This is a genomic window from Bowmanella pacifica, assembly GCF_014645355.1.
Lineage (GTDB): Bacteria > Pseudomonadota > Gammaproteobacteria > Enterobacterales > Alteromonadaceae > Bowmanella > Bowmanella pacifica.
The window spans coordinates 76,455-100,031 of record NZ_BMLS01000007.1 but is presented as its reverse complement, the minus strand read 5'-3'; the positions used below and the strand labels follow the sequence as shown (position 1 = coordinate 100,031).

The 23,577-nt window shown below is 51.4% G+C and carries 21 protein-coding genes; 14 read left to right on the top strand and 7 right to left on the bottom strand.

The window, feature by feature from the left end; translation table 11 throughout:
- Positions 1 to 78: 78 nt before the first annotated feature.
- From IEX02_RS17445 to IEX02_RS17430, 4 genes are read right to left on the bottom strand one after another with little or no spacing between them, the layout of a single operon-like run.
- Positions 79 to 957 carry a ketopantoate reductase family protein gene (locus tag IEX02_RS17445; protein WP_188698175.1) on the bottom strand — a complete coding sequence of 293 codons (879 nt, stop codon included), beginning with the start codon at positions 955 to 957 and terminating at the stop codon, positions 79 to 81.
- A complete protein-coding gene (locus tag IEX02_RS17440; RefSeq protein WP_188698172.1) occupies positions 954 to 1,340 on the bottom strand; it encodes a VanZ family protein in 387 nt (128 codons plus the stop codon). The genes IEX02_RS17445 and IEX02_RS17440 overlap by 4 nt, the downstream gene beginning before the upstream one ends.
- Positions 1,333 to 2,034, bottom strand: a complete 702-nt coding sequence (locus IEX02_RS17435; RefSeq protein ID WP_188698168.1) for a TIGR01621 family pseudouridine synthase — start codon at positions 2,032 to 2,034, stop codon at positions 1,333 to 1,335. The genes IEX02_RS17440 and IEX02_RS17435 overlap by 8 nt, the downstream gene beginning before the upstream one ends.
- 22 nt (positions 2,035 to 2,056) lie before the next feature.
- Positions 2,057 to 2,620 carry an Hpt domain-containing protein gene (locus IEX02_RS17430; RefSeq protein ID WP_188698166.1) on the bottom strand — a complete coding sequence of 188 codons (564 nt, stop codon included), beginning with the start codon at positions 2,618 to 2,620 and terminating at the stop codon, positions 2,057 to 2,059.
- Between the two features lie 266 nt (positions 2,621 to 2,886).
- Here IEX02_RS17430 and gshA point away from each other — a divergent pair, with 266 nt between their 5' ends.
- Entirely contained in the window at positions 2,887 to 4,485 is a 1,599-nt protein-coding gene (gshA, locus tag IEX02_RS17425) for a glutamate--cysteine ligase (RefSeq protein WP_188698163.1), read from the top strand.
- 112 nt (positions 4,486 to 4,597) lie between these two features.
- Positions 4,598 to 5,221, top strand: a complete 624-nt coding sequence (locus IEX02_RS17420; protein WP_188698160.1) for a transglycosylase SLT domain-containing protein — start codon at positions 4,598 to 4,600, stop codon at positions 5,219 to 5,221.
- A gap of 20 nt (positions 5,222 to 5,241) precedes the next feature.
- On the opposite strand, the gene smrB is transcribed toward IEX02_RS17420, so the two are convergent.
- Positions 5,242 to 5,808, bottom strand: coding sequence for an endonuclease SmrB (smrB, locus tag IEX02_RS17415; RefSeq protein ID WP_188698157.1), 567 nt, complete (start codon positions 5,806 to 5,808; stop codon positions 5,242 to 5,244).
- A gap of 159 nt (positions 5,809 to 5,967) precedes the next feature.
- On the opposite strand from smrB, the gene prmB reads away from it, so the two are divergent.
- The 7 genes from prmB to IEX02_RS17380 all read left to right on the top strand — a co-directional run bounded on the left by prmB (position 5,968) and on the right by IEX02_RS17380 (position 13,459).
- Complete coding sequence (gene prmB / locus IEX02_RS17410) at positions 5,968 to 6,894, top strand: 50S ribosomal protein L3 N(5)-glutamine methyltransferase (RefSeq protein WP_188698154.1); 927 nt, start codon at positions 5,968 to 5,970, stop codon at positions 6,892 to 6,894.
- Between the two features lie 16 nt (positions 6,895 to 6,910).
- Positions 6,911 to 8,014 (top strand): chorismate synthase, encoded by a 1,104-nt coding sequence (aroC, locus tag IEX02_RS17405; protein ID WP_188698151.1) that lies wholly within the window; start codon positions 6,911 to 6,913, stop codon positions 8,012 to 8,014.
- Positions 8,001 to 9,197 (top strand): MFS transporter, encoded by a 1,197-nt coding sequence (locus IEX02_RS17400; protein ID WP_308422509.1) that lies wholly within the window; start codon positions 8,001 to 8,003, stop codon positions 9,195 to 9,197. Before aroC ends, IEX02_RS17400 begins: the two co-directional genes overlap by 14 nt.
- A gap of 106 nt (positions 9,198 to 9,303) precedes the next feature.
- Positions 9,304 to 11,361, top strand: a complete 2,058-nt coding sequence (locus tag IEX02_RS17395) for a TonB-dependent receptor plug domain-containing protein (protein WP_188698148.1) — start codon at positions 9,304 to 9,306, stop codon at positions 11,359 to 11,361.
- 134 nt (positions 11,362 to 11,495) lie between these two features.
- Positions 11,496 to 12,035: an elongation factor P hydroxylase gene (locus IEX02_RS17390; protein WP_229702288.1), complete on the top strand. Its 540-nt coding sequence runs from the start codon at positions 11,496 to 11,498 to the stop codon at positions 12,033 to 12,035.
- The gene (locus tag IEX02_RS17385; RefSeq protein WP_188698143.1) at positions 12,025 to 13,143 is read left to right on the top strand and encodes an ATP-NAD kinase family protein; all 1,119 of its coding nucleotides are present in this window, start codon (positions 12,025 to 12,027) and stop codon (positions 13,141 to 13,143) included. Before IEX02_RS17390 ends, IEX02_RS17385 begins: the two co-directional genes overlap by 11 nt.
- A gap of 31 nt (positions 13,144 to 13,174) precedes the next feature.
- A complete protein-coding gene (locus IEX02_RS17380) occupies positions 13,175 to 13,459 on the top strand; it encodes a YfcL family protein (RefSeq protein ID WP_188698140.1) in 285 nt (94 codons plus the stop codon).
- A 23-nt stretch (positions 13,460 to 13,482) separates the two neighbouring features.
- On the opposite strand, the gene glgC is transcribed toward IEX02_RS17380, so the two are convergent.
- On the bottom strand, positions 13,483 to 14,754 hold the full coding sequence (gene glgC, locus IEX02_RS17375; RefSeq protein WP_188698137.1) for a glucose-1-phosphate adenylyltransferase: 1,272 nt from the start codon (positions 14,752 to 14,754) through the stop codon (positions 13,483 to 13,485).
- Positions 14,755 to 15,278: 524 nt separating this feature from the next.
- Complete coding sequence (gene mnmC, locus IEX02_RS17370; protein WP_188698134.1) at positions 15,279 to 17,285, bottom strand: bifunctional tRNA (5-methylaminomethyl-2-thiouridine)(34)-methyltransferase MnmC2/FAD-dependent 5-carboxymethylaminomethyl-2-thiouridine(34) oxidoreductase MnmC1; 2,007 nt, start codon at positions 17,283 to 17,285, stop codon at positions 15,279 to 15,281.
- Between the two features lie 213 nt (positions 17,286 to 17,498).
- Here mnmC and fabB point away from each other — a divergent pair, with 213 nt between their 5' ends.
- The 5 genes from fabB (at position 17,499) to IEX02_RS17345 (ending at position 23,317) form a co-directional block, all read left to right on the top strand.
- Positions 17,499 to 18,713, top strand: coding sequence for a beta-ketoacyl-ACP synthase I (gene fabB, locus IEX02_RS17365; protein ID WP_188698131.1), 1,215 nt, complete (start codon positions 17,499 to 17,501; stop codon positions 18,711 to 18,713).
- Between the two features lie 304 nt (positions 18,714 to 19,017).
- Positions 19,018 to 19,395: a hypothetical protein gene (locus tag IEX02_RS17360; protein WP_188698129.1), complete on the top strand. Its 378-nt coding sequence runs from the start codon at positions 19,018 to 19,020 to the stop codon at positions 19,393 to 19,395.
- A 347-nt stretch (positions 19,396 to 19,742) separates the two neighbouring features.
- Positions 19,743 to 21,044, top strand: a complete 1,302-nt coding sequence (locus IEX02_RS17355; protein WP_188698126.1) for a DEAD/DEAH box helicase — start codon at positions 19,743 to 19,745, stop codon at positions 21,042 to 21,044.
- Positions 21,045 to 21,117: 73 nt separating this feature from the next.
- Entirely contained in the window at positions 21,118 to 22,248 is a 1,131-nt protein-coding gene (locus IEX02_RS17350; RefSeq protein ID WP_188698123.1) for a 4-phosphoerythronate dehydrogenase, read from the top strand.
- A gap of 52 nt (positions 22,249 to 22,300) precedes the next feature.
- Entirely contained in the window at positions 22,301 to 23,317 is a 1,017-nt protein-coding gene (locus IEX02_RS17345) for an aspartate-semialdehyde dehydrogenase (protein WP_188698120.1), read from the top strand.
- Positions 23,318 to 23,577 lie beyond the last annotated feature (260 nt).

Sequence of the window (23,577 nt, the reverse complement as noted above, 5' to 3'; positions counted from 1 at the left end):
GCTAGGGGAGCCGAACAGAAACCAGGTTACAAGCTTGCGAAGGCGAACTTTCGATAGAAAATTTACCCAGCAGAACCCTCAGATCTGAAGTGCCTTTATCGCCTGGTAAAGGCTGACGTGGCAGGGGAGCGATAATCCCAGGCGCTTGGCTTCGTTGATCAGGTAGCCGTTAATGTAGTCAATCTCAGTCTTTCGCCCATGCGTCACATCCTGATGCATTGATGAGTAATTGGCCGCGGTAGCGTCAATGACCTGCGTGAGTCGTGGAGCAAGGTCTTGTACACCCTGGATATTCAAGGCCCGCATCAGCATGGCGATTTCTTCATTCAATGCCTGGATTTGCCCTTGATACTCCGGCTGTGCCAATTGGCCGTTAGCAATATTGTGCAGTGCAGTGAGCGGATTTATTACGGCATTTACGGCCAGCTTAGCCCATTGTAATGGCTTGAGATCCTCATGCCACTGACAGGGAGTCAGTAATGCATCTAGCAAGTCTTCTACTGCTAGGCAATCCGCTTTAGGGGGCGGATTCACCCAGCCAAGATCTGTGCCTCCCAACCCGGTTTCCGTGACCCGGTTGGCTTGTTTCAGCGCCGCCATGCGGGTAATACCCAGCGCCAGCGGCAACCCCGGAAGCAAGGCCTCAACTTCGCTTTGTGTGCCCATGCCGTTGTGCAGCAGTAGCAGCTTTTGCTTTTTCAGATAGGGCTTGAGGAGTTTTAGTGCCGGCAGTATCTGATAGGCTTTTAGCGGCAGAATCAATAGTTCATCCCCCCGCATGGTCTGCGGTGTGATAGCGGGAGGGTTAAAACTGAACGGCTCGCCCTGATAAGGCTGCCAATCAATGGGCTGCAGTGTCGGTGTTCTGCCCAATACCCGATAATTCAAGCCCTGGGTGTGACAACGGGCGGCCAGCAAACTGCCGATTGCCCCCTGGCCAACAATGACGATATTCATGAGCGCTTACCCACTAATCGCTTGCCCAGTTTAATTAGCATCAGCAGCACATAAGCCAGTGCTATACCGGTCAGATTAGCCTGTAGGTCGTCCCAACTGCTATGTCGGTGTGGTACCCAATGCTGGGATAATTCCGAGAGGACCGCGAACAAGATCAGCATACATAGCTGCCAGGCCGGATGGTAACGAAGACTGAACCAGCAAAGTAAGGTCAGACCGAAAAAAAAGCCGATATGATGTTGCTTGTCATTGCTACCGTCGACCAGTAAATATTGGGTAGGTAACCACAGCATAATGCAAAAGATCACTAGTGCTGCCAGCATCAGGGCGAATATCCAGGGGTGACGGACACGACGCATCCAGCGCGAACGAGGTCTAGTCATAACTCTTCCGCCTTGCTGGCAGTTGAGGCCAGGGCAGTTCCCAGGGCGGCTGAAAACTGGCAATCGCTTGCTGACAGAGTGGGTCGATAAAATGCATACCGATTTTGGGCTGGCTTACTATCTGATGCTGTTCACCGCCGTATTCGAAGCGTAATGTCATAGCATGCAAGTAGGTACGGTCTGCCGGCGTGCCTGCATACAAAGTGTCTCCCAATATGGGACTGCCGAGACTTTTTAGCATCACTCTGATTTGGTGCGTTTTGCCTGTGTGGGGTTTTACAACAAAGAGTCGCAGACCATTACCAAGCCCGCTACTGAAAAACTGGCTGATAGCCGGCGACTGCTTACTGGGCAACAATTTCCATTGTCCGCGGCGGGCCTTTTGCATATCTCCAATTACCGCACCTTGCTTTTTGTTGGGCTTTTTATCAGCCAGTGCCAGGTAGTATTTTTCTACCTTACGCTCGGCGAATCGGCTGGATAGGGCCGCAGCTGCGTCGGCGTGTTTAGCCAGAAGAAGCGCGCCGGATGTGACTTTGTCCAGTCTGTGTACTGGCCAGAGAGGTTGATTTTGACGCTGTTGGCTAAGGAGGGTAACCACGCCGGGTTGCTCCCCTTCCTGGTGCATACCCAGGCCGACAGGTTTGTCTATAACCAGAAAATCATCTTGCTCGTAAAGTACTTCAAAGGTCATGCAATGGCCGGCTGCTGAAAGGTCAGGATGGATCCTGAATTTGTGCTAATAACTCAATGGCCTGATGGTACTCCAAGTCGCTGATCAAATCATGCAACTTACTCTGATCTTCAGGTGCTAATGCCATGGCATTCAGCCAGGTATCCAGCTGTGTTGGCGAGATGAACTCATTGCGTTTTAAACAACTAAATAAGTTGTCAACAGCTTGGAGATCCCGTTGTGTTGCCCGCTCTGGTTGGTCGCTGGGACTGACTGGTTGCAATGTGCTGAGTTGTTTGAGGGTTTCCTGTAAGGCATGTAAAAAAGGCCCTAAAAAGGCTTCAGCGTCCTCAGTCTCTTGTTTGAGGCGCAGCTCTAGGTGAGTGGCTGCTTGATACAGGGGCGTCATGCCCAGGTTTCCTGCCACGCCCTTGACGCTGTGTACCAACAGACGGGCATCTTGCCAACGATGTTCGGCCATTAATTGCTGTGTGTTGGTCATGGCCTGGGTGTATTGCTGGACAAAACGCTTAAACATCTTTTCCAGCAATGCCTGGTCACCGCCTAATTGTTGCAAGGCAAAGTCCATATCCAAATACTGCGTCATGAGGGCTCCTGTCTGTTTCCATGCTAGCCACAGTCAAGGTGGGGGAGGTTAACCCACTGCTAATGTTAACAGGAAATCTTATCGGGATACGACAAATGACCAATTCGTTACAGAATTTTGAAATATTTACCCTCACCTACCGGTCGGGAAGTAGCCAGTGTTTCAGGCAAAGTAAGCTGGCTTTACAAAAATGCTCAGTTGGCAACGCTTGAAATTAGTTTAATACTACCCATCTATGGGGTCTTGTATCCAAATTAGGATCGATTTTGCAGCAGAATACATCGACTTTCGCCCAACGACTTTCCATTCTGGCCATGCCAGAGGTTGCTGACACATTAAAAGGTGTTATGCGGGGAATTGAACGGGAAACCCTGAGAATCAACGGGAATGGCAGTATTGCACAGACGCCTCATCCCAACGCGCTGGGGTCGGCTTTGACCCATGAGTATATCACCACGGATTTTTCAGAAGCGCTGCTAGAGTTTATTACCATTCCACACCAGGATCCTCGTCAGGCCCTGGCCCAATTGCGCGATATCCATAAGTTTGTCTTAGCCCGTATGGGGGATGAGCGTTTATGGCCGATGAGCATGCCTTGCTACATTGAAAGCGAAGAGAGCATTCCTATTGCTCAATACGGCACGTCTAATGTCGGCAAAATGAAAACCTTGTATCGTGTGGGTTTGAAAAATCGCTATGGCAGTATGATGCAGGCCATTGCCGGCGTGCATTTTAACTTCTCACTACCGCAGGCATTCTGGGACAAGTGGTTGCCGGCCGTAACCGGCGGTAAAGCTGATCAGGATGGTGTTTCAGCCGCGTATTTTGCTTTGGTTCGAAACTATCGCCGTTTTTGTTGGCTGATTCCCTACTTGTATGGTGCTTCTCCAGCGCTGTGCGGCTCCTTTATCAAGGATAATAAATCAAGTTTGCCCTTTGAACGTCTGCCCAGCGGCGCTTACTTTCTGCCTTACGCTACGTCGCTGCGAATGAGCGATTTGGGCTATACCAATAAGGCGCAGTCGGGGCTGAATGTTTGTTACAACGAACTGGACAATTATGTACATTCTTTGCGTCAGGCCATTAATACGCCGTCAGCAGAGTATGCCAGGTTTGCGGTTAAAGAAGACGGTCAGTACCAGCAACTGAATGCCAATGTGCTGCAAATTGAGAACGAACTCTATTCACCCATCCGGCCAAAACAGCCCACCCTTAAGTTAGAAAAGCCCACCGACGCCCTGGCTGCTCGCGGGGTGAGCTATATTGAGGTGCGGGCGCTGGACGTCAATCCGTTCAGTGAAGTGGGAATTTCTCTTGAGCAGTTTTACTTCCTTGAAGCTTTTTTGGTGTATTGCGCGATTACCCCAAGTGCTGAGATGGACAGTGATGGGTTTGCGCAGACGGAGCAGAATCTTCGCGCGGTGGTACTGGAAGGCCGCAAGCCAGGATTACAGCTAAACAACCAAGGCCAGTCGGTGACGCTTTATGACTGGGCCACTGAACTGTTTGCGGGCATGATGGAGGTGGCTAAAGTGCTGGATCAGGTGCATGGCGGCAATGCTTATCAAAGCTCAGTACAGCATGAGCTGGAGAAGATTGAGCATCCTGAACTGACCCCATCGGCACGTATCCTTCATCATTTGCAAAGCACAGGTGAAGGCACCGGGGCTTATGCCTTACAAATGGCGAAGCAGTATAAGCAGCGTTTGTTGCAGCATCAGTATAGCTACCATAGCGAGCAAGAATTGGAACAGATGGCACTGACTTCATTGCAGGCTCAGCGAGATGCAGAGCAAGCCGATAAGCAGTCCTTTGATGCATTTTTGCAAGAGTATTTTGCTCAAGCCGGCAAGAACTGCGCCTGAGCAAAATCCAGGTAAAAAAAAGCCTGGCACTCAGGCCAGGCAACTAATTTACTAGGGACACACTCAAACACACATATACTCAGAGTTGATTAGTGGAAAGAAGTTCAGTTTGATGCAAAAAAAATTTTTACTGCCGTTTTGTTGCCTTCTGCCCTTGTTACTAGCGGGCTGCGCCACCAGTCCGCCTAAAGACAGCAGTAATATCTGTGAAATTTTTTACGAAAAGCGTGATTGGTATGACGCCGCCAGCGATATGAAGGATAGATGGGGCGTACCTATTCATGTGCCTATGGCCATGATGTATCAGGAGAGCTCTTTTCGCCATGACGCATTGCCGCCTCGCGACTATGTGTTTTTTGGCTTAATCCCCTGGGGACGAGTCAGCTCGGCCTACGGTTACTCTCAGGCGAAAACGCCCACCTGGCAGGATTATGTGCGCGAAACCGGCAATGGCTGGGCATCGCGGGAAGACTTTGACGATGCTATGGATTTTATGGGCTGGTTTATCAGCAAAAGTAATAAAATCAACGGCGTGTCTAAATGGGATGCTTACGCTCAGTACCTTAATTACCACGAAGGGTGGGGGGGCTATAAGAAAAAAAGTTACAACCGAAAAGCTTGGTTAAAGAAAGTGGCATCTAGAGTTAAAGAGCGCTCTTTACGGTACGCGGGGCAACTGAAAATCTGTCAGGAAGATTTAGATAAAAGCTGGTTATGGCGGATGATATTCGGCTAGGTCTGTTTAGCTTTTGAAGATTAGCGGCGGCGAGGATTCTCGCTGCTGAGTAATACCAGCAGGGCGCCGTTGCCGCCCCATTCCAGCGGAGCCTGATGAAAGGCCAATACGTCGGGGTGTTGTACCAGCCAGTTTGGCACAGATTTTTTCAAGATATGCTCACCTATACCATGCACTATACACACGCAGGCACAGTGCTGTTTAATGGCCGTATGCAGTAGGGCAGCAATTTCCAGTTTGGCGTCGTCTCGTTTCAATCCATGCAGATCCAGTATCAAATCTGGCGGGTAGTCTCCTCGTCGTAGTCGCTTCACTTCATGGCTGTCGCTGCCTGGCTTAACGTATTTCAGCGGCTGGTTTGGGTCAAACCAGGCTTCAAAGCCATCCGAAAACGCAAAACTGGCTGCCGCTTGACGGGCGTCCAGTCGTTCCTGCTGGTTAGTTCGCTTTGATCTAAGCTCTGCGGTTTTAAACTTGCTGCCGGGAGGCGGGGGGGGTATTTTGTCCTGCCTTATGCGTCTGACTCCTCTGATTTCACTGTGAAACAGCGACAGATCATCATCATTGAGGTCGGTTTTCTTGCTCATGGGGTCATTGCTTGGCTAAATCTGCCGGCATAATAACAAGGCTGCTTATGACGGCATAGAGCTAGGTGAACAGGTTTTTTCACCTTGTGGCCTATTTACAGTCGGCACAGAGGCCGGCAACTGGCATAATAGCCGCGGTTTTTATTCGGATATTAATTCATGACAGATAAGCTCAAATGGCCAGATGCCGTTACCGACCTACATAGCCTGCTGGATATGATGCGCTGGACCATGAGCCGCTTCAACGAAGCCGGCCTGTATTTCGGCCATGGTACCGACAATGCCTGGGATGAAGCGGTGTGCCTCGTATTGCAGGTGTTGCATTTGCCTCAGCAGGATCCTGCTGCCTTGTACAATGCGCGTCTTACCCAAACCGAGAAGCTGCAGATTGTAGAACTGGTGCAGCGCCGCGTTGAAGAGCGGATTCCGCTGGCTTATCTGACCAATCAGGCTTGGTTCTGTGGTCTGCCATTTTATGTGGATGAGCGGGTATTAGTACCGCGCTCCCCCTTTGCCGAGATGCTGGTGAACCATTTCACCCCTTGGCTCGACTATGAACCTGATACGGTATTGGACATGTGCACCGGCAGCGCCTGCATTGCCATTGCGGCGGCGTATACCTGGCCCGACGCTCAAGTGGATGCGGTAGATATCAGCCCGGATGCGCTGCAGGTAGCAGATATTAATATTCAGGAGCATGGACTAGGCGAACGGGTTTTCCCTATCCAGTCTGATCTTTATGCCAATCTCGGCGGGCAGCGCTACGACCTGATTATTGCCAATCCCCCTTATGTGGATGCAGAAGACATGGCGGATCTGCCCGAAGAGTTTCACCATGAGCCTGAGCTGGGTCTGGCAGCCGGCGAAGACGGGCTGGATCTGGTACATACCTTATTAAAAGAGGCACCCCAGCATCTGACCGAGCGCGGTTGGTTGTTTGTGGAAGTGGGTAACTCCATGGTGCACATGGAGCAGCAATACCCCGAGTTGCCGTTAAGCTGGCTGGACTTTGAACAGGGCGGTTTGGGCGTTTTTGCCATTAGCCGTGCGGATCTGGTGGCCTATTGGAATCAACAAGCAGGATAGAGAATAAAGCAACACTATGGCTGGAAATCATTTTGGAAGACTCTTTACCGTTACCACCTTTGGCGAGAGCCACGGTATTGCCCTTGGCGGTGTGATCGATGGTTGTCCCCCGGGATTGGAACTAAGCGAAGCGGATCTGCAAATCGATCTGGACAGACGCAAACCCGGTACCTCACGCTATACCACGGCGCGGCGCGAAGACGATGTGGTGAAAATTCTATCTGGCGTGTTTGAAGGCAAAACCACTGGTACGTCCATCGGCTTGTTGATTGAAAACACCGATCAGCGGTCCAAAGACTATTCCAATATTAAAGATATCTTCCGTCCCGGCCATGCAGATTATACTTACCAGCAAAAATACGGCCTGCGCGATTACCGTGGTGGTGGCCGTTCCAGTGCCCGTGAAACGGCTATTCGTGTTGCGGCTGGTGCCATCGCCAAAAAATATCTGAAAGATAAATTGGGTATTGAGATTACCGGTTATCTGTCGCAGCTAGGCCCTATTGAACTGGCGCCGGTAGACCTGTCTATTACCAATGACAACCCGTTCTTCTGTGCCGATGCGGCCAAACTGGAAGCGTTGGACGAGTACATGCGCGACCTGAAAAAATCAGGGGATTCCATTGGCGCTAAAGTGTCAGTGGTGGCCTGCCATGTGCCGGTTGGCCTGGGCGAGCCGGTATTTGACCGTTTGGACGCCGATATTGCCCACGCCATGATGGGCATCAATGCGGTTAAAGGCGTGGAAATCGGTGATGGTTTTGCTGTGGTTGAGCAAAAAGGCTCTGAGCATCGCGATGCCATGACACCTCAAGGCTTTACCAGCAATAGTGCCGGTGGCATTCTGGGCGGCATATCCAGTGGCCAGGATATTCTGGTGCATCTGGCCCTTAAGCCTACCTCCAGTATCAGTGTGCCGGGCGAAACCGTTGATATTAACGGACAATCAGCCGAAGTCATCACTAAAGGTCGTCACGACCCTTGTGTGGGTATTCGTGCGGTGCCTATTGCTGAAGCCATGCTGGCGTTAGTGTTGATGGACCACTTCCTGCGTCATCGCGGGCAAAACGCCGACGTTTGCTCACAAACACCAGTACTGCCGGGAAATCTGTCTGAGTAACCCCAGTCCCATCGGCCGTGGCCCGCTGATTTGGCTGGCCCTGGCTTACCTTTTATATTTCGGCCAGCTGGGGGTGTTAACTCCGTATCTGGCTATGTTTCTGGATGGGCGCGGGCTTAACTCGGTAGAAATCGGCCAGTTGCTGGCGCTTATCACCCTGACCCGAATTCTTGGCCCGAATCTGTGGGCTAATCTGGCCGATCGCAGCGGCAAGAGTTTACGCATTTTGCAAATTGGTGCGGCCTTGGCGCTGGCCAGTTTCTTTGTGATTTTTATCGCGGATGGCTTCTGGGGCCTGACCTTGTGTTTTGGTCTGATCATGATGTTCTGGACCGCCATTATGCCGCAGATGGAGGTAATTACTCTCAACTCTGTGGCGGGGGACGCACACAAATACAGCCGTATTCGCCTGTGGGGCAGTCTGGGGTTTATCCTTTTGACCATCAGTGCCGGACGGCTGATTGACTGGTTTGGCACCGAAGTCTTGCTGGTTATCTGCCTGGCGTTACTGGCCGCTTTGTTACTGGTCAGCACCCGTTTACGTGAGCCCGAACAGCTGCCGGATAACTCGCCGCATACAGGCTCTATTTGGAGCAAGTTAAAAAGCCCGGTATTTCTTGGCTTTATTTTGGCGTTATGCTTATTGCAGGTAGGGTTTGGCCCCTACAACAGCTTCTTTACCCTGTTTATGAAAGACCTGGGTTACAGCGGTATGCAAACCGGCTTGTTGCTGTCACTTGGGGTATTAGCCGAAATCCTGATTTTTTTGAAGGCCGGCAGGTTAATTCAGCGTTTTGGCATCAAATGGATGCTACTTATCAGCCTGGCATTAACCGTGGTCAGATGGGCGCTGCTGGCACACTTTGCTCATCTGCCCTGGGTGCTGATTGCCACCCAATGTATTCATGCCGCCAGCTTTGGTTTAACCCACGCCACGGCTATTCAGTTTATTCATCGTTATTTTGGACGCCGTTATCAAAGTCGCGGGCAGGCGCTGTATGTCAGTCTGGCGGGTGGCCTTGGCGGCGCTGTGGGTAACTTTGGCGCCGGATTGCTGTGGCAGCAAGGGCAGGGCGCCACACAGGCGTTTTTAGCTGCGGCTATGGTAGTGGGTGTGTCGCTAGTGGTGATTCTGCTTATCCCCTCACGCCATCTGGAATGTGCATCCGAGCCAGCGCGCTGACCTACAGTTTTATACAAAGGGCAACAACTCATCACAGAGCTCTCACAGCTTCCTGACGATGCACTACTTATGCTGTTACCTGCACATTCATTAGCAGGAACATGCCATGCAGAATTTACCTTTTAAACTGTCGGCCATTGCGCTGACCGTTTTTATCAGTCAGGGCTTGGGGGCACAGGAACGCCTGGAAAAAATCGAAGTTGTCCACAAGCGCAGCAGTATTTTGTCTGAAATTACCGAAAGCAGTGAAAAGCTTGTCGCCATGCCTGGCGCCTTGGGCGACCCACTGCAAGCGGTATTTGCCTTGCCGGGCGTGGTGGCCGCGGGGGGCTCCATGTCGTCACCGGCGGTGCGCGGCTCCTCCCCCAGCGATAACAGCTTTGAAGTGGACTTTATGCCCGCGGGTTATATTTTCCATGACTTTGGCAACTCTATTTTTAACAAGTACCTGCTGCAGGATTTTCAGCTTTATTCTGCGGCCTATGGTACCAGTTACGCTAACGTAACCGGCGCGGTGTTTGATGTGGCCTTACGTAATCCCAAATACCAAGCGGTGAAAACAACGTTGGACTTCAGCTTGTTTAATGCCGGGGTGTTTGTGGAAGGGGCCATTACCGACAACCTGGCGTTTTATTTGTCTGGACGAAAAAGTATGTTGCCGTTGTTCTTTTCCGAGGGCGAAGAAATTGAGGATGAAGACGGCGAGAAAACCGGGGTAATCATTAATGACGCTCCGGATGACAACGACTACCAAGGCAAGCTGGTGTGGGAGCCCAATGGCAACAACCAGTTTAGTCTTTCCTTTACCGGCGCAAACGACAGCGCCGCGGCCAATTTCAGTCAACTGGCCGAATTTTCACTGAAAAATCCTGAGTATCAGGGGGATGCCAAATTTAAACGCGGCTTTAACAGCCAAAGCCTGATTTGGGATCACTTTGCCCAGAATTATCAATTCAAGTTGGGTATTGGCTCGCTTGCGGGGGATGAACGCCTGGAATACGGTAAACAGGCCACCGGCACAGACGGCTTTTTCCAGGATAAAGAAAACAAGCAACTGTCTCTCAAGGGGCGTCTGAATTATCGGCTCAATGAAAAACATCACCTGCTGTTTGATGCTGGCTATTTTGACCATCAGGTGGTCTTTGACTACGACATGTTCCTGTACAACTGTACTGAGCTTGACCCGGATTGTGACCTGAAAAAAGGTGAGCGCATCACCGATAAGCACAAGGTGGATTACACCAGCCAGATGCTTGCGGCGTCACATATCTGGCAAATCAATGATGCGCTGCAATCGGAGCTTGGTGTGCAGTGGCACCGTAACGATTTAACCGACGAGAACTTTATCAACCCTCGCCTGGCTCTGCGCTATCAGTTAAATGACAGCAACCGTATTAACCTCAAGGCGGGTCGCTACAATCGTCTGCAGGATATCGAATATCTGGTTGAGGATATTGGTAATCCAGAGCTGGACTCGCAAACTGCCATGCATACCAGTATTGGCTATGAACAGGATCTGGCCGACGAGTGGAGCTGGTCAGTAGAGACTTACTATAAGACCATGGATAAGCTGCCGTTGGGCCTCAGTGGCTATGGTGATGCGGACAAACTGTACAGCAATGAGGTAGAAGGCCGAGCCTACGGCGTGGATCTGATGGTCAATAAAAATCGTACCGACCGCTGGTATGGCTGGTTTTCGGTAAGCTATGGCAAAAGTGAACGTACCGACCTGCGCGCCGATGTGACCCGCAACTATTATGCCGATACGCCTTTGGTGGTGAATGCGGTATTTAATTATCAAATTAACGAGCGCTGGAATGGGGGTTTTAACTTCACCGCCCGCAGTGGTCAGGCCTACACCCCGATAGTGGGGGTACGCGAAAATCCGGACTTTGACGGACGTTTCCTACCCATCTACGGCGAGCCGTTTTCCGAGCGCTTTGATACATACAGTCGCCTGGATGTGCGCTTTGAGCGTATGACCGATTTTTTCGGTCTGGATGCCAAGCTGGTGCTGGAAGTGATGAATATCCTCGGTACCGAAAACATCAGCCATATTGACCTGGACTACCGTAAGATCAATTCCACCTCAGATCTTATCCTTAAAGAGAATGAAGACGACTTTGGTATGCGCCCCTCGATAGGTTTTAGTGTGACCTTTTAAGATGTTAACCAAGGCGGGGCTCCCCCCGCTCTGGCTGTATTGCTTGATTTGCCCCTGCCGACAACTTGGGTACAGCTCTTGGCAATGATACAATCCGCGCCGTTTTGTGGTTGTAGGGCTTACTCGTGTCAGACATACATCAGGTGGAAGATTTAATTACCCTGTTTAACGGCCAGTTTGCCGCCAGTTTCAACACCCGTCTGGTGCGTGGTGAACACGAGCCCTTATACCTGCCCGCCAATTCCCACACCCCTTATCATCAGGTAATTTTCGCCCATGGCTACTATGCCAGTGCCCTGCATGAGATTGCCCATTGGTGTCTGGCCGGCGCCAAGCGCCGCGAGCTGGAAGATTATGGTTACTGGTATTGCCCGGATGGCCGGGATGCGGTGCAGCAAGCCGAATTTGAAAAAGTGGAGATAAAACCCCAGGCCATCGAATGGGGGTTGTGCGCAGCGGCAGGTAAAGCCTTTCGCGTCAGTACGGATAACCTGAACGGCGTTGAACCGGATCGCGCCGCATTTAGCCGCGCCGTACAGGCCCAAGCCTTAAGTTATCTGGCCAATGGGTTCCCCCCCAGGGCCAGACAGTTTATGCAGTGCTTGCAGCAGTTCTATGCCACGCCTATCTTAAGCCCGGCCAATTTTACCCTGGAGCCCGCCCATGTCCTTTAAGCTTGGACTGATTATCAACCCTTACGCCGGTATTGGCGGTTCCTTGGCGTTAAAGGGCAGTGACGGCAAGGCTATTCGTGAACAGGCTCTGGCCATGGGGGCGGTGCAACTGGCCCCTGAGCGCACCCGTCAGGCCCTGACACTGCTGTTGCCTTATCAACAGCAGTTGCAGATAGTCACTGCATCCGGCCCCATGGGCGAAGACTTGTGCCGTGAGATGGGTTTTAGCACCCAGGTGATTTACCAAAGTCCTGCTCAGTCAGAAGCCGAAGATACCGAAAATGCCGCCAAGGCCATGCTAACCGAGCAGGTCGACCTGCTGCTGTTTGCCGGTGGCGATGGCACGGCGCGTAATATTTGCAGGGCAGTAGAAGACCGCGTGCCGGTGCTGGGTATTCCGGCCGGCTGTAAAATTCACTCCGGGGTGTATTGTGTTACCCCAAAAGCGGCCGGGCGGCTGGTGGAAATGCTGGTACAGGGCGAGCTGGTCAGTTTGCTGGAAGCCGATGTGATGGATATTGATGAGTCGGCCTTTCGTGAGGGCACAGTGCGTGCCCGCCGCTATGGCGAGATGCGTATTCCCAGTGAACTGCGTTATGTGCAAGCCGTGAAAATGGGCGGTAAGGAGTCCGATGAGCTGGTGCTGGAAGATATTGCCGCCCATGTCATTGAACAAATGGACGAACAGCTTTTTATCATGGGTTCTGGCTCCACAGTAGCGGCGATAATGACTGAGCTGGGGCTGGAGAATACCTTGCTGGGCGTGGATCTGGTACAGCACCAACAGCTTGTGGCCAGTGATTTAACCGCCGCCCAACTGCTGGACGCCATTGATGGCCACGACGTTAAGCTGGTGATTACCTTAATCGGTGGTCAGGGACATATTTTCGGTCGGGGCAACCAGCAGCTAAGCCCCAAGCTGATTCGCGTTATTGGCCGCGACAATATTTTGCTGGTGGCCACCAAAACCAAGTTAAAAGCACTGGGGGGCAGACCACTTATTGCCGATACCGGCGATGCCGAGCTGGATAAACAGTTAAGTGGCCTTATCCCGGTGATCACCGGCTTTCACGATGAAGTGCTTTACCCCGTGGCGTCACCCGATTAAGCCCGTACTATTTCCAGAGGAAACCGAAGTTATGTCTGAGCAGGCGTTTAACCAATTTGTTGATACTACCGAAAATGCCTTTGATCAGGCGGTGGTGCAGGGCAGTGATCACGAGCTGTTTATCTCCAGCTACTTAAGCGGGCATTTTTCCCTGGTGGTAGCCAAAGCCCTGACCCAGGCAAATTACTGTCTGGCAAATCTCGATAGGGCTATGCAGCAGAGCCTAAGCGATGCCTTTGCCAACAACGAGCTCGACCCTGCCGACCAGCAGCAAGTATTGGCCCTGTGGCAGCAATTGCTGACACAAGGCCGTTAACCACCGACTTCTGAGTCAATGCCCTAGATAGAGCATTTTAGTTGCTGGCCGAGCATGGCGGCTGTGACCAGCGTCACGCCTTTGCTGGTGACGCGAAAACCGCGGGCCAGATCATCGTCTTTGTTGATGCCGATTTGCGTACCGTCGGGAATATCCACGCCGCGGTCAATAATGGCTTTGCGGATATGACAATGCTTACCTATATGCACACCAGGTAAGATCACCGAGTCTTCTACTTTTGAATAATCGCTGACCGTGACTTCGGAAAACAGCAGTGAGCCACGAATACGGGCGCCAGAAATCACACAACCGCCAGAAACCATGGAGTTGGTAGCCATACCTACCCGATCATTGTCTTCCAGCACAAACTTGGCCGGCGGCTGCTGTACCTGATAGGTCATAATCGGCCATCTTTCGTCGTACAGATTAAGCTCGGGCACCACCGAAATTAGCTCCATATTGGCTTCCCAGAACGCATCCAGGGTGCCCACATCGCGCCAGTAAGCACGCTCGCCGGTATCCTGATTACGAAACGGGAAGGCGTACACTTTGCAGCTTTCTATCAAAGACGGAATGATATTCTTGCCAAAATCATGCTCGGAGCTGTCGTTGTCGGCGTCTTTGACCAATTGATCAAACAAAAACTCGGTATTGAAAATGTAGTTGCCCATGGAGGCCAGGGTTAGATTGGGATCCTTTGGTAGTGGTGTGGGATTGGCCGGCTTTTCATCGAATTTACGAATGCGCCAGTCTTCGTCAACCGTCATGACGCCATAAGCACCGGCCGCCTCCTCAATGGGGACCTCAATGCAGGATACCGTCATATCGGCGCCGGACTCCACGTGGTAGGCCAGCATTTCACCGTAGTCCATTTTGTAGATATGGTCGCCGGATAGCACTAATACGTATTTAGGGGCCACAGAGCGGATAATATCGATATTCTGGAATATGGCGTCGGCAGTCCCTTTATACCAGGCTTCCGAGGTGCGCTGGGAAGCTGGCAATACATCAACAAACTCGCCCATATTAACATTTAGATGTGACCAGCCGCGCACCAGATGCTGAATCAGCGAGTGGGCTTTGTACTGGGTGGCGACACCAATTTTCCGGATACCTGAATTCAGGCAGTTAGATAAGGGAAAGTCGATGATACGGAACTTACCACCGAAGTAGACTGAGGGCTTGGCTCGCCATTCGGTTAGTTCATACAGTCTGGAGCCTTTGCCGCCGGCCAGGATCAAGGCATAGGTGTCGCGGGTAAGGCGGCTGATAAAACGCTGATTCTTGTCAAGCATCGTGATCTCCGTCTGGGCAGGTCTGAATTGAATACCAAATTGGCCACGTGACAACACAAACACGCGCTGCACTTCCTGTGCATCCGTTTTTACCAATATAACGTTGAAGATCCGGCCTTGATAGTCACAGATAACAAAAAAGTGAAAAAATACAGCGGGCTATATTAGTGGGGCTGATCTGCGACTAGTAGTCGTTTTGTGACCTAGAGCCGGAGCAACGTCGAATTGGAGAAAACACAAAGAAGCGAAATGTTCTGGCGCTACAGCTTTCTAAACCCTTTGTGTCCTCTGTGGTGAGAAATAAATTCCAGATAACCACAAAGGGCACGAAGAACACGAAGGAATACAAGTGCTGGGGGCATAGACTTTCTTATCTTTTTTGTCCTTTGAGGGCGTCGGGGTGGGGAATAAACTCAAAATAACCACGAAAGGCACTAAGTACACGAAGAAAGAGACCTGCCTGGTTTTAGGCCTCTTTATCTCTTCGTGTTCTCTGTGTTCTTCGTGGTGAGATGTTGTGACAATTATTGGTTGTCGGTAACTGGCTTACGCTGACAGTCGCGCACCACAAAGCGGTTGGGGCTAAGTGCGGCGAGTATGCTGTTATCCAGCGGTAGCGGCTCGCCGGTAAGCTGACTGGCAAGGGTCTCGGCCAGAAGCGGCGCGCTGCAAAGCCCGCGGGAGCCCAGGCCAACAAAGAGATATAAACCCGGCAAATCGCACGCCTGTGGGTAGCTAATATCCTTTTTACCCAAATAGAGCTCGGCATAGTCCTGCTTTTGCCTGGCAATATCTGGCATAGCCCCCATTAAAGGTAAATGATCCGGCAAACCTAATCGAATAGAAGCGCGCCCCTGTCCATCGGTCTTCAGGCTTTGTGTCCAATCACAGTCACGCATGGCCTGACGATGGGTGTTGAGGTTTTGCTCGGCTTCGCTTTCACGATGCTCACAGCTCATATCCATTTTGACGTAAGTGGACCCCAGCGCATGTCGGCCCTCGAAGGCAGGCGTCATATAACCTTTGTGGCAAAGCACGGTTTTCAATTCGCCATAGGCAGCTTGACTGGGAATATGTTCAACCTGGCCTCGCACGGGGCGAAGAGGCAGTACATCAAACAGCGGTAAATTCACTGACTCTGCCCCTGTTGCCATCACCACGACCGGATGAATATCCTCGCCACCGTCCTGCCATGTTAATTGCCAGCGCTTGGCGTCGACATCATAGTGCAGCTCTTGCAGTTGCTTGCCTTTTTGTACATTAAGCGCGTTTCCACATGCCGCCAATAGCGCCTGGGTCAGTGCCTGAGGGTTAATCCAGCCGCCGCCGGCCATATGCAGCGCGGGATAGGGAATGGCGATATTGGCCAGTTCGGTGGCTTGCTGGGCATCCAGCGGCGTGATTAAGTCCGCTGGCCAATGGCCTTTGGCGGCTAACTTTTGCTGTTTTTCCTGCAAGGCAGGAGTGAAGGCAATTTGCAGCACGCCACAAAAGTCATGGGGAACCGTTTTTGTTGCTAATACAGGCTGATACTCGCGCCTGGCAAAATCAAAGGCCAGGGCAAGCAGGCGGCTGGCCAGATTGTCATCCACATGTAACTGGGGATAAAAGCCGCCCTGGCGGTTACCAGAAGCACCATCAGCTATGCCTTGGCTGTACAGATTAACCTGATATCCACGCCGACATAGTGCATAACTCAATGTTGCCGCCGCCAGGCCGCCGCCAACGATTGCAATAGTTTTAGCCGGGCTGGCGCGTCGTTTAAACCAAGGTGCCTGAGTGGCGGCTTTCGGCGGTGTAGCCAGGTGACCGGCCAACATATCGCGCTTATGGCCAAAGCCTTTGCGTTTTTCTACCTTAAACCCCGCTTGTTGCAGGCCGCGTTTGACAAAGCCGGCCGCAGTAAAGGTCGCAAAAGTACAATCTGGGCGGGCTAGACTGGCCATCTGAGTAAATAGTGCATCTGTCCACATATCTGGATTTTTGCTGGGCGCAAAACCGTCCAGAAACCAGGCATCAACTAAACCTTGTTCGGGGCGATGCCACTGCGGGAGTAGGTCATGCAAGTCACCCAGCCATAAATCCAGCATCACTTCACCGCCTGGTACATCAAAACGTAGGCGATGGCAGCCGCCGCTGAGATAAGGGTAAGCCAGGATTAATTGTTTGCTGTAGTCGCTTAGTTGTGGCCAGTGGGCGAGGGCGCGGGTTAAATCTTCGCGGCTCAACGGAAACTTTTCGGTGGAGATAAAAAACAGTCGGGTTAGCGGAGATTGTGGCTGCTGGCGGCGAAAATCGACAAAAGCAGCAAAACTGGCCAGAAAATTAAGGCCGGTGCCAAAACCTGTTTCGGCAATTACAAAATGCCCGGACTCGGTTTGCTGCCAGCGAGCAGGCAACTGATTGTTGTGCAAAAATACATAATGGGTCTCGGCCAGGCCATCGGCATTGGAAAAGTACACATCGTCAAAGGCCTCGGCGACGGGAGTGCCTTGTTGATTAAAATGAATTTGGGCGGTTTCGATGGCCATGCAGGGTCTTTTATCAGCTCGCTAAGGGCGATATTCTACGCTATAGCCGGTTGGCAGTAAAAAGCTGTCAGGCCTGATTTGTGTTCTTAGGCTATTGTCTACAGGCCGCCGATGGAGCGGAACCAATGTGCTGTTTGTGCGTCACAAAGAGCAGACCAGTTATGTCGAGAAAATCATTACCATAAGGACACTTTTTCAAGTGAAGGTATCAAAATGAGAAGAGCCGTGATTACCGGTCTGGGCGTGGTGTCCAGCATAGGTAACAATAAGCAGCAAGTACTGGAATCCCTGCAGCAGGGCAAGAGCGGCATTCGCCACTCCCAGCAGTTCGCCGATATGGGCCTGCGTAGTCAGGTGTGGGGCAATATCGAGTTGGATGTCAGCGAGCATATCGATCGCAAGGCCTTGCGTTTTATGGGCGAAGCGGCCGCCTATGCCTATATCGCGATGCAGCAGGCCATTGAAGATTCAGGGCTGAGCGAAGAGCAGGTGTCCAATGTGCGTACCGGTCTGGTCGCAGGTTCCGGCGGCGCGTCTTCCAAGAATCAGGTGGAAGCTGCAGATATCCTGCGTGAAAAAGGCGTGAAACGTGTCGGCCCTTATATGGTGCCTCGCACCATGAGCAGCACAGTGTCAGCCTGTCTGGCCACGCCTTTTAAGATTAAAGGTATTAACTACACCATTTCCTCTGCCTGTGCCACCAGCGCGCACTGTATTGGCCATGCATTGGAGCAGATTCAATTAGGTAAGCAGGACATCGTATTTGCCGGTGGCGGTGAGGAAGTGGATTGGACCCTGGCCATGCAGTTTGACGCTATGGGCGCACTGTCGACAAAGTACAATGAAACACCGGATAAAGCGTCCCGTACCTATGATGCAGGCCGCGACGGCTTTGTTATCTCCGGCGGTGGCGGTATGGTGGTAGTGGAAGAGCTGGAGCATGCGCTGAATCGTGGTGCCAAGATCTACGCTGAAATCATCGGTTATGGGGCCACCTCCGATGGCTATGATATGGTTGCGCCGTCCGGAGAGGGCGCGGTGCGTTGTATGCAACAAGCCATGCAAGGTATCGAAGAGAATATTGACTATCTGAATACCCACGGCACCTCCACGCCGGTTGGTGATGTGAAGGAACTGGAAGCCATTCAGCAGGTATTTGGCGGTAAGTCACCGGCTATCAGTGCGACTAAGGCTATGACCGGTCACGCACTGGGTGCGGCAGGTGTCCATGAAGCCATCTATAGCTTATTGATGCTGGAAAACGGCTTTATCGCGCCATCGGTTAACGTTGAAAATCTGGATGAGAAAGCCGCCGGATTGGATATTGTTACTGCACCTCGTCAGGCCCAGCTGAATACTGTGATGTCCAACAGTTTCGGTTTTGGTGGCACTAACGCCACGCTAGTGCTGCGTCGTTACCAGAAATAAGACTAATTAAGTCAGTAAAAAGGCAGCGCTTAGCTGCCTTTTTACTGTCAGTCTTAACCCCCCAGTGGAGGGCCTTGTTGAACAAATGGACTGAACTTCTGGCGTTCCCGCTAATGTTGTTGTGTTGCAATATCGGACTTAAGGGATAGGCAAGGAAAAGAGCAATAAAAATAAACATATTTTCTTGTGATAATGCTTTTTTAATTGCTGGATTTTGCCAATTTTAAGTGAAAATATTTCCCGCACTTAAGGTTCCTAGATTCAATGGATGGACATCATCTCTAGCATATGAGGGAGTTTTATTATGCTTAATTTTAAACGGGTCAGTCTCATTACGTCAGCGATCACGCTTATTTTATGTATTGTACTTTTCATTTCTCCCAATTTAATTTTTACCCTGTTTGGAATTGAACCGCATAGTTCGACGTTTTTTGTCGGGAGAAGAACGGCGATACTACTGTTGGGCATCGCATTGCTGACCTTCTTGGGGAGAAATGCGCCTCACTCTGAAGCCAGGCAAGCTATCTGTTTGAGTCTGGCAATATCAATGTTCGCATTGGCTTTACTTGGTACTGCTGAATTCCTTCGTGGTTTTGCTGGTATCGGTATTTGGCTGGCGATCACAACGGAGACGGTGTTGGCTTTTGTGTACGTGAGAGTTTGGCGATACGGCAGTCAGTAAGGTTGTTCGCTTAATCGGTGGGAGTGAAAAAGCCATTCAGCACGAAGAATGGCTTTTTAGTTGTCAGTCTTAAACAACCTCCTGACGAAGAGGTGCGTCAACAGTGCTTAGCACTTTCTTGAGCAGAAAGCCCCCCTTCTATGCAGATGGATTTCCCAAGGTATATTGTTTGGCATCGCATAGACATTTTTCCTCTGTGCTGGTATAATCCGCCCCTCTTTTTTGGCATCCGTCGGTCGGTGCCTGTCTAGCGAATCCCAACCTAAATTCCCCAGACGTTTTTTATTTTCCCGCCTAAGACCGTGTCAGTGCCTTCGCACTGAGTAGGCCGGTTACGGAGTACAATTTTGAATTCATTTGACGAGCTTGGCCTGTCGGCCGAACTGCTGCGTGCTGTTTCTGAACAAGGCTACAGTCAGCCAACCCCTATCCAGGCCCAGGCCATTCCTGTGATCCTCGATGGTCGTGATGTTATGGGCGCGGCCCAAACTGGTACGGGGAAAACCGCCGGTTTTACCTTGCCGCTATTGCAACGTTTAAGCAGCCTGCCCTCTGTTAGGGGCCCTCGCCCGGTGCGCGCACTGGTACTTACGCCAACCCGTGAACTGGCCGCCCAAGTGGGTGACAGTGTGGCTGATTACGGTAAGTACCTGCCGCTGAGCAGTGCGGTGATTTTTGGTGGGGTAAACATTAACCCGCAAACCGCAGCGCTGAGACGTGGAGTGGATATTCTGGTGGCCACTCCCGGTCGTTTGCTGGATCATGCTAACCAACGAAATGTGGATCTGTCCAAGCTGGACATTCTGGTGCTGGATGAAGCCGACCGTATGTTGGATATGGGTTTTATCCATGATATTCGCCGGGTACTGAAATTGTTGCCGGCCAAGCGTCAGAATCTGCTATTTTCAGCTACTTTCTCGGATGAGATAAAAGCACTGGCTGATGGTTTACTGGATCAGCCAGTGCTGGTTGAAGTGGCCAGGCGCAATACCGCCTCAGAAGCCGTGGCACAGACTATCCATCCGGTGGATAAAAACCAGAAACGCCAGTTGTTGTCATACCTGATTGGCGCTAATAACTGGAAGCAGGTGCTGGTGTTTACCCGCACTAAGCATGGTGCTAACCGCCTGGCCCAGCAATTGGAAAAAGACGGTCTGACCGCCGCCGCCATTCACGGTAACAAGAGTCAGGGAGCACGAACCCGGGCACTGGCTGACTTTAAATCCGGCAAGGTAAGAGTGCTGGTAGCTACCGACATTGCGGCCCGTGGTCTGGATATTGACCAGTTACCGCATGTGGTGAATTTTGAACTGCCTAATGTGCCTGAAGATTATGTACACCGCATCGGTCGTACCGGTCGGGCCGGCAATGTTGGTGAAGCAGTATCCTTGGTGTGCGTGGATGAAAATAAACTGCTGCGTGATATCGAAAAGCTGATTAAGCGCGAGCTGCCTAAGGTGGTGATAGCTGGCTTTGAACCGGATCCGAATGCCGTGCCTGAGCCTAAGGAAAAACCACAGGCGCGTCCACCACGTCGCCGTTTGGGTGAAAAACCTAAAACACAGGGCGGTGAGCGCCCAAGCGGTGAGCAAAATCGCCGTCGCCGTCGTCGCAGCAAACCGAAGAATCCAGCCACTCAAGCAGCCTAAACCGGCAGATCGGACTGGTAATTCAAGCATAAGTGGGCAAAATAGCGGACTTTCTACTCCGCCTGTTTTGCCCATGCATATCTATTGTGAAGATTCCCTGCTGTACGCCCGCGAGTATTTTGCCGGTTGGGGAGAATTACACTTTTTTAGCGGCCGTACTCTGGATCCGCAAACTCTGGCTGATGCCGATATCTTGCTGGTGCGTTCCACCACCCGGGTGGATGAAACGCTGCTTAGCCACTGTCCCAACCTTAAATACGTAGGTACGGCGACGGCTGGCACCAATCATATGGATCTTCGAGCGCTTGAAGCCCGTGGTATTGCCTATGGTTCAGCCGCAGGCTGCAACGCTATTGCGGTAGCTGAGTATGTCATAAGCAGCCTGTTTGTGTTGGCTGAGCAACAGGGCTGGCAGCTTAAAGACAAGCGGATAGGTATTGTTGGCGCCGGGCATGTCGGCAGCCAACTGGACACTAAGCTAAAGGCCATTGGGGTTAACACCCTGTTATGTGACCCGCCATTGCAAGCCCTGGGCGATAAGCGCCCGATGGTGGATATTGACGCTATTATGGCTTGCGATATCATCAGTTTGCATGTGCCGCTGGTTGAGCAGGGGGAGCATCCTACCCGTCTGTTGTTTGACCGGCAAAGGCTAGCGGCGCTTAACGATGCGCAAATTCTGATTAACGCCTGTCGTGGTGAAGTCGTGGATAATCAGGCCTTACTGGCGCTGTATCAACAAGGCCGGCAATTTACCACCGTGCTGGATGTATGGGAAAACGAGCCGGACATTCTGACCGACTTATTACCCTATGTTACCCTGGCCAGTGCCCACATTGCTGGCCACACCCTGGAAGGCAAGGCGAGAGGCACCTGGATGTTATACCAGCAAGTGGCTGAGCTGTTGGGTTTACCGGGTGAGTTATCTTTGCAATCTGTGCTACCAGAAACCGAGTTTTGCCCGTCAACCCTGGCGCATTTGGAGCAGACCGAACTGGCCAGATTGGTGTTGTGTGTGTATGACATTCAACAGGACGACCAGCAGTTCAGAGCCCTTGTTGGCAAGCCGGGAGGTTTTGAATATATCCGCAGGCACTATGCTATACGAAGAGAATTTACGGCATTGCAAGTTAGTGCTGGAAATTCTTCGGTGAAAAAGGCAATCTGCGGGCTCGGCTTTACACTAAAGCCGGATACTCTTTGATCAGCGACGCTGATCGTCAGGCTTGACCTTAACTAAGGAGATTAAACAGAAAATGTCACGAGCCTTTGATGTTGCCGTTTTAGGTGCTACCGGCCTGGTAGGCCAGCATATGATAGAAATCCTTGAACAGCGGGATTTTCCGGTTAACAAACTTTACCCATTGGCCAGCGCTCGCTCTGCCGGTGGTACGGTGAGTTTCAAGGGTAAAGACGTGACAGTTCTGGACGCCGACACCTTTGATTGGTCACAAGTGCAGCTGGGCTTTTTCTCGGCCGGTGGCAGTGTGTCAGCTAAGTTCGCTCCCCTCGCTGCGGAAGCGGGCTGCGTGGTGATCGACAATACCTCACAATATCGTTACGAACCTGACATTCCTTTGGTAGTACCGGAAGTGAACGCCCATGCGTTGGCTGACTTCCGCAATCGCAATATTATTGCCAACCCCAATTGCTCCACTATTCAAATGCTGGTGGCCCTTAAACCTATTCATGAAGCGGTTGGCATTAGCCGCGTTAATGTCTGTACCTATCAGTCTGTCAGTGGTGCAGGTAAATCTGCGATGGAAGAGTTGGCCAGACAAACTGCGGATTTATTGTCCAGCCGTGAAGTGACACCCAAAGCCTTCAGCCGCCAGATTGCCTTTAACGCTATCCCGCAAATTGATGTATTCATGGATAATGACTACACCAAAGAAGAAATGAAGATGCACTGGGAAACCCAGAAAATCATGGGTGATGACAGCATTATGGTGAATGCGACCGCGGTGCGTGTACCGGTATTTTATGGCCACGGCGAAGCTATCCACATTGAAACCCATCAGCCTATCGATGCCGAAGCGGTTAAAGACCTGCTGGCCGACGCACCGGGCATAACCCTGATGCGTGAACCTGAAGACTTCCCCACTCAGGTCGGCAATGCCAGTGGCAAAGATGAGGTATTTGTTGGACGTATCCGTAAAGACTACACCCATCCCAATGGTCTGAACCTGTGGGTGGTATCTGATAATGTACGTAAGGGCGCAGCCACCAACAGTGTTCAGATTGCTGAAGTATTGATTCGCGACTATATGTAAATTGCCAGTTGTCGAACGAAAAAGGCCTGGGACTTTGTTCCGGGCTTTTTTACGTTTAAATTAATGCAACTGCAGCCGATATGGAGAAGAGTTGACCTGTTTAGCTGTATGGATCAGGGTTAGTATCTGGTTTATAGTTCGTGTTGGAATGCAACTTGCTCTAATTTTTGCTGATGCATTTAAGGTAGTAGTAATCCGGCGGGTTACTTATAAAAAATGATAACTATTAAATCTGCGCAAAGTACACGCTGTGCGGGTGA